An 11453-nucleotide genomic window follows, 5' to 3' on the forward strand; every position below is an offset into this window, starting at 1 on the left:
CTTGATGGCAGACGACGCGGCTTCGGCGACGAAGCCCGCGCGGCGTCGTGCGTCGCGCGCGGCCGGACCGGCCAAGGGCAACGGCAACGACACCTCGGGTGGGGTGAACACGGGCGCGACGCCCCCGCTCACCCGGGTCCGCAGTGTCCGGCCCGCGGGCCCGCCGCCTCGGCGGCAGTCGCACCGGACGCTGGTGGCGGCGGTTGCGCTGGCGGTGGTGGGGGTGGCGCTGGCTGCACTCACCGCGGGTGTGCTGGTACTCGGTGGCCAGCAGCGGGATGCCGAGGCCAAGGCGGCGCGCGAACAGCGGTTCGTTGACACCGCATCGCAGACCGCGATCAATATGTTCAGCTACACCCAGGACGACATCGACGAGAGCGTGAACCGCTTCGTCGACGGCACCAGCGGCCCACTGCGCGACATGCTCAGCCAGAACAACAACGTCGACAACCTCAAGGCGATCTTCCGGGATACCCAGGCCAGCTCGGAGGCCGTGATCAACGGCGCGGCACTGGAGAAGATCGACGAGGTCAGCGACAACGCCGCGGTGCTGGTGTCGGTGCGGGTGACGGTCACCGACATCGACGGCACCAACAAGCCCTCGCAGCCCTACCGGTTGCGAATCATCGTCCACGAGGACGACAACGGTCACATGACCGGATACGACCTCAAGTACCCCGACGGTGGCAACTGATGGGCAAGTGGTCCACCCGGTTGATCGGGTCGCTGAGCGTGCTGTGCGCTGTGGCGTTCGTGGTGCTGGCCGGCGCCGGCGGGTGGCTCTACTGGCAGCGGGTCGAGACCAAGGGTGCGCAGGACGCGCGAGCGGCGTTAGAACCTCTTGCCGCCGAGCAGATCCCGAAGGTGTTCGGGTACGACTACCAGACGGTGGAGCGCAGTCTCACCGAGGCATACGATCTGCTCGCACCCGATTTCCGGCAGGAGTTCCGCGACCGCGCCACCAAGGACATCATCCCGCAGGCCAGGGAGCGGCAGGTGGTCAGTCAGGCCAACGTCGTCGGTGTGGGTGTGCTGAGCGCGCAACGGGATTCGGCTCAGGTCATGGTGTTCCTGAACCGGACGGTCACCGAAAAGGGTGGTAAGCCGGTGTACGACGGCAGCCGTCTGCGCGTCGATTACACCAAGGTCGACGGCAAGTGGATGATCGACTACATCGCACCGATCTAACTCGGGCCTAGACGGGCTGCGCGTCGTCGCGCGTCCCGGCGAGCGCGTCGAGAAAGGCTCTGGCCCAGCGGTCCACGTCGTGGGCGAGCACCTGCCTGCGCAGGGCCCGCATCCGGCGCCGGCCCTCCTCGGGGGACTGGGTCAACGCCGCCTCGATGGCGTCCTTGACGTCCTCGAGGTGGTGCGGGTTGGCCAGGTAGGCCTGCCGGAGTTCGGCTGCGGCGCCGGTGAACTCGCTGAGCACCAGGGCACCGCCCAGATCGCTGCGGCACGCCACGTACTCCTTGGCCACCAGGTTCATCCCGTCGCGCAGCGGAGTCACCAGCATGACGTCGGCGGCCACGAAGTAAGCGATCAGCTCATCGCGCGGGACCGGCCGGTGCAGATAGTGGACGATGGGATGGCCGACCTCGCCGAATTCGCCGTTGATGTGACCGACCTGGCGCTCGATGTCCTCGCGCATCGCGATGTAACTCTCGACGCGCTCCCGGCTGGGGGTGGCCAACTGGATCAGAACGGTGTTCTCGCGGTCGATGCGACCGTCCTCCAACAGCTCGGCCAGCGCGGCGAGGCGGACGTCGATGCCCTTGGTGTAGTCGAGCCGGTCGACCCCGAGCAGGATCTTGCGCGGGTTACCCAATTCGGCGCGAATCGCCTTGGCCCGCTGGCGGATCGCCCGGTTGCGCGCCTTGGCGTCCAGATCGGCGGAGTCGATCGAGATGGGGAACGCGCCGACTTTGACGGTGCGGAAACCGACCTGGACCTCGCCGAAACGGGACCGCACGCCGACCGATGCCCGAGAGGTGTTGGCTCCGGTCAGGCGGCGGGCGAGGAACAGGAAGTTCTGCGCACCGCCGGGCAGATGAAAGCCCACCAGATCGGCGCCGAGCAACCCCTCGATGATCTCGGTGCGCCACGGCATCTGCATGAACAGTTCGACCGGCGGGAAGGGGATGTGCAGGAAGAATCCGATGACCAGATCGGGCCGCAGCATCCGCAGCATCTTGGGCACCAGCTGCAGCTGATAGTCCTGTACCCAGACCGTGGCGCCCTGGGCGGCGGCGCGGGCGGTCGCCTCGGCGAACCGCCGGTTCACCTCGACATAGCGGTCCCACCACTTGCGGTGGTAGATCGGTTTGACGATCAGGTCGTGGTAGAGCGGCCACAGCGTGGCGTTGGAGAAGCCCTCGTAATAGTCGGCGACGTCCTCGGCGGACAGCGCCACCGGATAGAGCTGCAGACCGTCGTCGTCGATCGGATCCTCGGGACTGTCCGGAATGCCGGCCCACCCGATCCAGGCGCCGTGCCGTTTGCGCAGCAGAGGTTCCAGCGCGGTCACCAGACCGCCGGGACTGCGCTTGTAGGAGATCTGTCCGTCGGGCAGCAACTCCATGTCGATCGGCAGCCGATTGGCGACGACGACGAACTCGGCGGTGCCGATGTCAGCGGAGTCGACGTGCGGGTCGTCCTCCGGCACCGCTTAGGCCTCGGGCTTCGACGGTCCGATGCCGAGCATGGAGAGAAAGACGCGGCATTCGTCGGCATCGGTGGCGTAGGCCGCGACGACGCGCCGGGCCTGGCGGGCGGTGCTGTCGGCGAGTGGTTCGACGTCGCCGATCTCGGCGGGATCAGACTTGGCAGGCATGGTACAACTCTAGGCGACGAGGGCTGCCCCGGGGCAACGCCCCTGGTCAGGGCGGCGTACGGTACTCCAGTGGCCAACGCTGACCAGGTGACCTACGAGACGCTGGACGAGGGGCGCATCGCGCGCATCTGGCTCAATCGGCCGGAGACCCACAATTCCCAGTCACGCACCCTGCTGGTGCAGCTCGACGAAGCGTTCGGCCGCGCGGAGGCCGATGACGAGGTGCGGGTGGTGATCCTGGCCGCGCGGGGGAAGAACTTCTCGGCCGGCCACGACCTCGGTTCCGAGGAGGCGCTGGCCGAACGTCAGCCCGGCCCGGGGCAGCACCCGACGTTCGGCATCAACGGTGCGACGCGGGCCGCCGTCTCGGAGCGGACCTACCTGCAGGAGTGGCACTACTTCTTCGAGAACACCCGGCGGTGGCGCGATCTGCGCAAGATCACCATCGCGCAGGTACAGGGCAATGCGATCTCGGCGGGCCTGATGCTGATCTGGGCCTGCGACTTGATCGTCGCGGCCGACGATGCGAAGTTCAGCGACGTGGTGGCGGTGCGGATGGGGATGCCCGGCGTCGAATATTACGCCCATCCGTGGGAGTTCGGCGCGCGCAAAGCCAAAGAGCTTCTGCTGACCGGTGATTCGATCGACGCCGATGAGGCGCACCGGCTCGGCATGGTGTCGAAGGTGTTCCCGCGCGACGAACTCGAGGACCGGACATTGGAGTTCGCCCGGCGGATCGCCGAGCGCCCGACGATGGCGGCCCTGCTGGTGAAGGATTCGGTCAACGCCGCAGCCGATGCGATGGGGTTCACCGAGGCGCTGCGGCACGCATTTCACATCCACGAACTGGGCCACGCGCACTGGGCCGCCCACAACGAGAACCGGTTCCCGGTCGGAATGCCGCCGGACGTACCGGACTGGCGCACCCTGGGCGCCCCGAAGTTGTCGCGCCGCGACGAGCCCTGAGCTATAACTAGAACTCGTTCCAATTCAGCCGACGAAGGGGTCCCGGTGCAGCTGTCTCTGGCGGATCGAACGTATCTGGTCACCGGTGGTGGCAGTGGCATCGGGAAGGGGGCGGCCGCGGCCGTGATCGCCGCCGGGGGCAACGTCATGCTGGCCGGCCGCAACGCCGATCGGCTCTCCTCAGCGGTCGACGAGTTGACCGCCGCCGCGGGTGAGGGTGCGGGCGAGGTGCGCTACGAACCGGCTGACGTCACCGTCGAGGACGAGGTGGCCCGGGTCGTCGACGCCGCCACCGCCTGGCACGGACGGCTGCACGGCGTGGTGCACAGCGCCGGCGGATCCGAGACCATCGGGCCGCTGACCCAGATCGACTCCGAAGCGTGGCGGCGCACCGTCGACCTCAACGTCAACGGGACGATGTACGTCATCAAGCATGCGGCCAAGGAACTGGTGCGCGGCGGCGGTGGTTCGTTCGTCGGCATCTCCTCGATCGCGTCGAGCAACATTCATCGCTGGTTCGGCGCATACGGGCCCAGCAAGGCCGCCCTCGACCACATCATGATGTTGGCCGCCGATGAACTCGGCCCATCCTGGGTGCGGGTCAACGGCATTCGTCCGGGGCTGACTCGCACCGAGCTGGTGGGGCCGGTCATGGAGTCGCCGGAGGTGTCGGCCGACTACCGCGCCTGCACGCCGCTGCCGCGGTTCGGCGAGGTGGAGGACATCGCGAACCTCGCGGTGTTCCTGCTCAGCGACGCCGCCGGCTGGATCACCGGCCAGGTCATCAACGTCGATGGCGGACACGGGTTGCGCCGCGGGCCGGACATGTCGGGGATGCTCGAGGGCATCTTCGGCGCCGACGGGCTACGCGGGGTGGTCTGAGGCGGGATCCGATGTCGCCGGCCCGGCGGCTCCGGCTTCCCACGCGGCCAGGGCGCCGATCGCCGACCAGTCGAGGTGGCCGCCGCCGGTTGCCAGGAGCGTGAGGAACCGGTCGCGCAGGAGGCTGGCGACCGGTAGCGGGACCTGCAGCGCTTCCCCGGCCGCCAGCGCCAACCGCACGTCCTTGAGTCCGCCGGTGGCGACGAACCCCGGCGGATCGAATTCCCGGCGGGCCACCAGCCCGCCATAGGTTCGGTAGACGGGCGCGTCGAACAGCGTGGAGGTCAGCAACTCGAGGTACTGCTCGGCGTCCACGCCGCCCTTGGTGACCAACGCCATTGCTTCGCCGAGGGATTCGATCACCGAGGCGATGAGGAAGTTGCCCGACAGTTTGACCAGGTTGGCGGCCTTGGGTTCCTCGCCGACGACGAACGTCCGCTGGCCGACCGCCTCGAACACCGGCGACATCGCCGTGAGCGCATCGGGCGCACCGGCGGTCACCACGAACAGCTTCTTCGCTGCAGCCGCCTCGGGGCGGCCGAATACGGGCGCCGACACGAACCTGTGACCGGCGTCCGCGTGGGCATCGGTGAGGCGCTCGGCCAGCGCCAGGCTGATCGTCGAGGCCGACACGTGCACCGCTCCGGGGGCCAGCGTCGCCAGGATCCCCTCCGGACCGAATGACACCGCCTCCACCGCCGCATCGTCGGCGAGCATCGTCACCACAGCCTCGCCGCCGCAGGCCTCGGCGACGGTGCGCGCCGCCCGGGCACCCCGGGCGGCCAGCGCGTCGACCTTATCCGCTGATCGGTTGTAGGCGCTGACCTGGTGCCCTGCATCCAGCAGGTTGCCGGCCATGGCCGAACCCATGTTGCCCAGTCCGATGAATCCGATATCCATGCCGACGAGTGTGCACCCAGGGCGTCGAGTGTGCCGATGGGGCGGTCAACGCGGCCCGATGACCACCGTGGATGCACAACCGGCGCCCACGTTGCACGCTGGGCGGGCGCGGGTGGATCAGAGCTATTGTCCGACGTCTGGACCGTCGCGGGTCGTCTCGGCGGCGCGGCGCACGGCGTTGACGATGCTCTGATACCCGGTGCAGCGACAGAAGTTGCCCGACAGACCCTCGCGGATCTCGTCGTCACTCGGATCGGGATTCTCGGCCAAGAGGGCCGTGATCGTGGTGACGAATCCTGGTGTGCAGAAACCACATTGCAGGCCGTGGCACTCCCGCATGGCGGACTGCACCGGCGACAGCTGTCCGCCCGGTCCGGCGATGCCCTCGACCGTCGTCACCTGCTGTCCTTCGGTCTGCACCGCGAAGATCAGACACGATCGCACAGCCTGATCGTCGAGCAGCACCGTGCAGGCGCCGCAGGCCCCGTGTTCACAGCCGAGGTGGGTGCCGGTCAGCCCGCATGATTCGCGGAGGAAGTCGGCAAGGGTGACCCGCGGTTCCACGTATCCGCGGTGGCTGCGGCCGTTGACCGTCAACTCGATCGGCTGCTCATTCATGGATTGCCACCTCCGCGTTTATGCCACTGATCGCCGACCGCAATGCGCGCGACACCATCGCCGCCCCGACCCGGCGGCGATAGTCGGCCGAACCCTGCAGGTCGGACGGGACGTCGGTCAATCCGGCCATGGACAGGCGGCCGATCTCGTCGCCGTCCACCTCATCGGCCGGTCTGCCGACGATCGCCTGTTCGGCTGTCGCAGCCCGCAGCGGGGTCGAGCCGAGCCCGAGCAGCCCGATGCCGCAGCGGGCGATCCGCTCGTCGTCGTCGAGTTCGACGGCCACCACGGCGCCGGCGATGGCGAAATCCCCGTGGCGGCGCGCGAATTCCTCGACGGCGAAACCGGACCGACGGCCCCAGACCGGGAAGCGCACAGCGGTCAGAATCTCGTCGTCGGCCAGTGAGTTCTCCCACAGGCCGGTGAAGAAGTCCGACGCCGCGATCTGCCGGCTGCCGCGGGCCGACGCCGCCGTCATCCGGGCGTCCAGAGCCAGTGCGACGGCGGCGTATTCGGCGGCCGGATCGGCGTGGGCGATCGCGCCGCCGAGCGTGCCGCGGGTACGGATCTGGAAGTGGCCGATGTGCGGGGTGGCCAGTGTGAGCAGCGGTGCGGAATCGGCGACCTCGTCGTCCATCCCGACCAGTGCATGCGGCGTGGCTGCCCCGATTACGACCTCCTCGCCGTGCAGGTCGATACCGGTCAGCTCATCGATGCCGGAGATGTCGATGAGATGATCGAAGTGGGTGAGCCGCATGGCCAGCATCGGCACCAGGCTCTGACCGCCGGCCAGGATCTTGGCGTCGTCACCGTATTGTGCGAGCAGCTTGACCGCCTCGCTCACCGTGTCCGCGCGGTGGTAGGCGAAGGGGGCGGCCTTCATGACAGCAGCCGTGCGAGCGCGGTTTGCAGGTCCTCGGTCAGCACGGTGGCCGGGTGGGCTTTGCGCCGGCGGCCCAGCAGGAAGCCGACGACCGCGCCCGCCGCGATGCCGCCGGCCACCGGGGCGAAGCGTTTGGCCACCGGTAGTGCCACGACCTTGAGCAGGTCGACGGAGTCGCCGGCCCCGGCCTGAGCCGCCGCGGTGGCTGCCTCCGCGGTGGGTGCAGCGGTCGCGGTCGAGCGGTCCCCGAGCAGGTCGGCCTCGAGACTCTTGGCGAATTGGTCGATCAGATTGGTGGCGACGTCGGCGAGCACGCCGCGGCCGAACTGCGCGGCCTTACCCGAGACGGTGAGGTCGGTGCCGATGACGACGTGCGTGGCGTCGCCTTCGTCCTTGAGGTGCGCCGTCACGAACGCCGAGGCGCTGCCGTTGCCGCGGGTCTCCTTGCCGGTGGCCTTGAGGACGACGCGCCCGGCGGCGGCGTCCTTTTCCTGAAAGGTGGCATTGCCGCTGTAGGACACCGTGATCGGACCGACCTTGACCTTGACGGCGCCGGTGAAGTCGTCGCCGTCCACCGACAGCAGGGTGGCCCCGGGAAGGCACGGTGCGACCCGCTCGACGTCGGTGAACACCTCCCAGACCTTGGCGGTCGGCACCCCGACCCGGAATTCGTTGTTCAGTTCCACGGTCAGTGGTCCTCTCGCTGGGCTCGTTTGGCGGCTTCGATGAGGTCGACGATGGCCGACGGGGTGGCGGGGAGGCTGGTGACGGTCACGCCGAGCGGGGCGAGCGCATCGTTGATCGCGTTGATCACGGCTGGGGTGGAGCCGATCGCGCCGCCCTCGCCGGCTCCCTTGTAGCCACCGACCCCCGGGCCGGGAATCTCGACATGGCCGAATTCGATCGGGGGGACCTCGGTGGCTGTCGGCAGCAGGTAGTCGACGAATGTGGACGACAATGGGTTTCCGTCCGTGTCGTAGGCCAGGCTCTCGAGCAGCGCTCCACCGATGCCCTGTACCGTCCCGCCCGCGACCTGTCCTTCGACCACGTTCGGGTTGATCATCGGCCCGACGTCCTCGCTGACGATGTAGCGGGTCAGGGTGACGTGGCCGGTGTCGACGTCGACCTCGCACGTGCAGGCGTGGGTCGCGTTGGCCCAGTGGATCATCGCCATCGAGGTGAACCGCGCGGTGGCCTCCAGCGTGGCCGATCCGCCTGGCGGCAGCTGCTCGGGCTGGTAGTGCGCGCGGTAGGCGATGTCGGCAAAGCTGACGGACGTGTCGGGATTGGACCGCGAATATGCCTGTGAGCCACCGAGTTCGACGTCGTCCTCGGGCACGCTCAGCTGGTGTGCGGCCAGTCTGATGAGCTGAGCGCGCAGGATGGTGCCGGCTTCGTCGACGGCGCCCGCCGTCATGGGGGCGCTGCGGCTGCCCTGCGTGCCGGCGCCGTACGGGGTCACCGCGGTGTCGCCCTGGATGGTCGCGACGTCGTCGATATGGGCGCCGAGCGCGTCGGCGGTGAGTTGGACGACGGTCGTCTCCAGGCTGTTTCCCGTCGAGCCACCGTTGACGTAGACGTTGATCTTGCCGGTGGGCTCCATGCGGATGGTGCAGCCTTCGGTACCGAGATGGCCCGTGGCCGCACCGGTCGGCTCGATGTACGCCGAGAATCCCAGACCGATGTAGCGACCCTCGGCAAGGGCATCGGCCTGTTCTTTACGGAAACCTTCGTGGTCGAGGATCTTGACCGCCTGTTCGAAGGTATCCGCCGGAGCCACATGGTCATACGGCATTCCGTTGGGGTTGAAGTACGGCATCTCGTCGCCGCGCAGGATGTTGCGCCGGCGTAGCTCGACCGGATCGAGGTCCAGCTTGCGGGCGGCGATGTCGAGCATGATCTCGCGGGCCAGGGTCTCGTACTGCCAGGGTCCGCGGTAGGCGTGGAGCCCTGCGGTGTTGGAGAACACGGTCTTGTAGTTGAAGCTGGCCTTGGGCACCCGATAGGGGCCGGGATAGAACATGCCGATCGCTGCGGTGGTCAGCACCGGATAGGGCGTCGGATACGCGCCCACGTCCTGATTGAAATCGATGTCGACGGCGAGCAGCGTGCCGTCGGCGTCGAGTGCCATGCGGGCGGTCCCGTCCACGTGGCGCGACTGCCCGGCCGACATCAGGTTTTCGCGACGGTCCTCGATCCACTTGAGCGGACCGGGCACCTTGCGTGCGGCGAGCATGATGCACATGTCCTCGCGCATGGGGACGACCTTCTGGCCGAATCCGCCGCCGGTATCGCGCATGATGACGCGGACCCGCTGCGCCGGAATGCCCAGCAGGCGCGCGGTGAAGGCACGCAACTCATGCGGTGTCTGGGTCGAGGCCCACAGCGTCAGATTCCCCGTGGTGGCCTCCCATTCGACCACCAGCCCGCGCGTCTCGATCGGCACCGGCACATACATCTGCTGGTAGATGCGCTGACTGACCACGCACGGCGCGGTGGCGTACGTCTCCTCGTCCGGCGGGGCGCCGCCCATGCCGCCCGCGACGTTGTCCGGGTACTGCTCGTGGACGACGACATCGGAGTTCACCGCGGTCCGGAAGTCCGCGGCAGCGGGCAGCGGCCGGTAGGCCACCTCGACCGCGTCGGCGGCGTCTTCGGCGAGATAGCGTGATTCGGCGACGACGAGGGCGACCGGGTCACCCACGAATTTCACCTGTCCCTCCGCAAGTGGTGGGCGCGGGGTGTCCGGAACATCCTTGCCCGCCACCGCGTGCCAGGCCTCGACGACGTCGCCGTTGAGGTCGCGCGCGGTGAATACGGCGTGCACGCCGGGCATGGCGAGCGCGGCTGCGGTGTCGATCCCGTCGACCTCGGCCCGGGCGAACGGGCTGCGCACGAAGCAGGCGTGCAGCATGCCGGTGCGTTGGATGTCGTCGACGAAGGTGCCGCGGCCGGTGAGCAGTCGATCGTCCTCCACTCTGGGCACCCGGGTGCCCGAGTAGCGGGTGGCGACGGTGTCGGTCATCGCGAACGCTCCTGTCCGTCGGTGGCTACTGCGCGTAAGCGAGGGTGGTTCCGCATGCGGCAGGGGCAGCAAAGAGTGCCGTTATCGTACATGGATAAGAGGCATGCCGAAAAGAGAGAGGCGCATTTCCGCAGGTAGAGCTGTGGTCAACGCGCTGAGCACCTGCACAGGGTGTCAAACCGTCACCAGACGCGGGTGCGAATCGCAAAACCGGGCGATGATGCGCAGATGGGTTGTCTGCGCAGGATCGCACCGGTTGTCGCCGGATTCGCCGTGCTGGCGCCGGGCGTCGCGGCCGCGTCACCGGCGGCACAGGCCGGACTCGTCGACGTCCGGACCGTCGTGCCCGACGCGATCGTCGATCTGCGGTACGCGACGGCCGACAACTTCGTGGGCCGGCCGCTCTACCCTGCCGGCGCACCCTGCCTGGTGCACGAGTCGCTGGCCGCCGGGTTGGCGACCGCCGCCGCGCACCTGCGCCCTGACGTGTTGGTGTTCTGGGACTGCTACCGCCCGCACGACGTTCAGGTCGAGATGTTCGCCGCCGTACCCGATCCGGCGTGGGTCGCGCGGCCCGGGGCTTTCGCACGCAGCCACACCGCCGGGCGCTCGGTGGATGTGACGATCGCCGGTGCCGACATGGGCACCGGATTCGACGACTTCTCCCCACGCAGCCATGCCTACGCGACCGACGGTGTCAGCGCCGCCGCACAGGCGAACCGCGCAAGGTTACGCGAGGCGATGGAGGCCGGCGGCCTGACCGTTTACGAAGGGGAGTGGTGGCATTTCGACGGACCGGGGGCCGGTGAAGGCCGCCCGATCCTCGAGGTGCCGTTGAGCTGATCTGCGGTCAGCCCTCGCGATCGGCGCCGCCGATGCCACCCATATCGGATTCGGAGCCGGAACCCGGCCCTTCGGTCTTGGGCGCCACGGAGCCCGCCTCGGGCGGGTTCGTCGGCGTCTCGGGCCTGGTGGTCGCTCCGGGCGCGGGAGCCGGTGACGCAGGGGCAGGTGCGGGCGCTTCGGCCCCGCCCTGGCCCCCCGCTCCGCCGGATCCGTCACTACCGCCGAGGATTCCGCCCGAGCCGCCGCTGCCCCCGTTGCCGCCGGCGCCGCCAGCCCCCGGGGCGCCGGAGGGCGCCGGTGCGGGCATCACGCCTTGACTGGGCGTGGCCGAGGTGGATGCGGGCGTGCTCGAGGTGCTCGACTCCGCGGGTTCTTCACTGCTGCCACACGCCACGGCGATGGGCGCCATGGCCACCGCGGCGGCGATGCCGACGATGGCCGAATACCGGCGGCCGGCGCGATGGGACGAACGAGGCTGGTGTACCGCTGACATGGTGGTC

The 11453-nt window shown here is 68.8% G+C and carries 13 protein-coding genes; 5 read left to right on the plus strand and 8 right to left on the minus strand.

Annotation, left to right across the window (positions count from 1 at the left end):
• The first annotated feature begins 4 nt into the window (after positions 1–4).
• Both ACN27E_RS21560 and ACN27E_RS21565 read left to right on the plus strand, forming a co-directional pair.
• Positions 5–694 carry a mammalian cell entry protein gene (locus ACN27E_RS21560; protein ID WP_422744564.1) on the plus strand — a complete coding sequence of 230 codons (690 nt, stop codon included), beginning with the start codon at positions 5–7 and terminating at the stop codon, positions 692–694.
• Entirely contained in the window at positions 694–1188 is a 495-nt protein-coding gene (locus tag ACN27E_RS21565) for a mammalian cell entry protein (RefSeq protein ID WP_422744565.1), read from the plus strand. The genes ACN27E_RS21560 and ACN27E_RS21565 overlap by 1 nt, the downstream gene beginning before the upstream one ends.
• A 7-nt stretch (positions 1189–1195) precedes the next feature.
• Here ACN27E_RS21565 and ACN27E_RS21570 read toward each other — a convergent pair whose 3' ends face one another.
• Together ACN27E_RS21570 and ACN27E_RS21575 are read right to left on the minus strand one after the other, a co-directional pair.
• A complete protein-coding gene (locus ACN27E_RS21570; RefSeq protein ID WP_422744566.1) occupies positions 1196–2665 on the minus strand; it encodes an alpha,alpha-trehalose-phosphate synthase (UDP-forming) in 1470 nt (489 codons plus the stop codon).
• A 3-nt stretch (positions 2666–2668) separates the two neighbouring features.
• Positions 2669–2833, minus strand: a complete 165-nt coding sequence (locus ACN27E_RS21575) for a hypothetical protein (protein WP_207361987.1) — start codon at positions 2831–2833, stop codon at positions 2669–2671.
• Positions 2834–2902: 69 nt separating this feature from the next.
• Here ACN27E_RS21575 and ACN27E_RS21580 point away from each other — a divergent pair, with 69 nt between their 5' ends.
• On the plus strand, positions 2903–3799 hold the full coding sequence (locus tag ACN27E_RS21580) for an enoyl-CoA hydratase (protein ID WP_422744567.1): 897 nt from the start codon (positions 2903–2905) through the stop codon (positions 3797–3799).
• Between the two features lie 45 nt (positions 3800–3844).
• Complete coding sequence (locus ACN27E_RS21585; RefSeq protein WP_422744568.1) at positions 3845–4681, plus strand: SDR family oxidoreductase; 837 nt, start codon at positions 3845–3847, stop codon at positions 4679–4681.
• Here ACN27E_RS21585 and ACN27E_RS21590 read toward each other — a convergent pair.
• The 5 genes from ACN27E_RS21590 to ACN27E_RS21610 form a co-directional block, all read right to left on the minus strand.
• On the minus strand, positions 4664–5581 hold the full coding sequence (locus ACN27E_RS21590) for an NAD(P)-dependent oxidoreductase (protein WP_422744570.1): 918 nt from the start codon (positions 5579–5581) through the stop codon (positions 4664–4666). The two genes, ACN27E_RS21585 and ACN27E_RS21590, sit on opposite strands and share 18 nt — an antisense overlap.
• Positions 5582–5704: 123 nt before the next feature.
• Positions 5705–6199, minus strand: coding sequence for a (2Fe-2S)-binding protein (locus ACN27E_RS21595; RefSeq protein ID WP_422744572.1), 495 nt, complete (start codon positions 6197–6199; stop codon positions 5705–5707).
• Positions 6192–7082 carry an FAD binding domain-containing protein gene (locus ACN27E_RS21600; RefSeq protein WP_422744574.1) on the minus strand — a complete coding sequence of 297 codons (891 nt, stop codon included), beginning with the start codon at positions 7080–7082 and terminating at the stop codon, positions 6192–6194. Before ACN27E_RS21600 ends, ACN27E_RS21595 begins: the two co-directional genes overlap by 8 nt.
• Positions 7079–7768, minus strand: coding sequence for an SRPBCC family protein (locus ACN27E_RS21605; RefSeq protein WP_422744576.1), 690 nt, complete (start codon positions 7766–7768; stop codon positions 7079–7081). Before ACN27E_RS21605 ends, ACN27E_RS21600 begins: the two co-directional genes overlap by 4 nt.
• A gap of 2 nt (positions 7769–7770) precedes the next feature.
• Positions 7771–10107: a xanthine dehydrogenase family protein molybdopterin-binding subunit gene (locus ACN27E_RS21610; RefSeq protein WP_422744578.1), complete on the minus strand. Its 2337-nt coding sequence runs from the start codon at positions 10105–10107 to the stop codon at positions 7771–7773.
• A gap of 228 nt (positions 10108–10335) precedes the next feature.
• Here ACN27E_RS21610 and ACN27E_RS21615 point away from each other — a divergent pair, with 228 nt between their 5' ends.
• Positions 10336–10950: a M15 family metallopeptidase gene (locus ACN27E_RS21615; RefSeq protein ID WP_422750039.1), complete on the plus strand. Its 615-nt coding sequence runs from the start codon at positions 10336–10338 to the stop codon at positions 10948–10950.
• Between the two features lie 7 nt (positions 10951–10957).
• On the opposite strand, the gene ACN27E_RS21620 is transcribed toward ACN27E_RS21615, so the two are convergent.
• On the minus strand, positions 10958–11446 hold the full coding sequence (locus tag ACN27E_RS21620) for a hypothetical protein (RefSeq protein WP_422744579.1): 489 nt from the start codon (positions 11444–11446) through the stop codon (positions 10958–10960).
• Positions 11447–11453: the final 7 nt, after the last annotated feature.

This window comes from Mycobacterium sp. WMMD1722, assembly GCF_049315205.1.
Taxonomy (GTDB): domain Bacteria; phylum Actinomycetota; class Actinomycetes; order Mycobacteriales; family Mycobacteriaceae; genus Mycobacterium.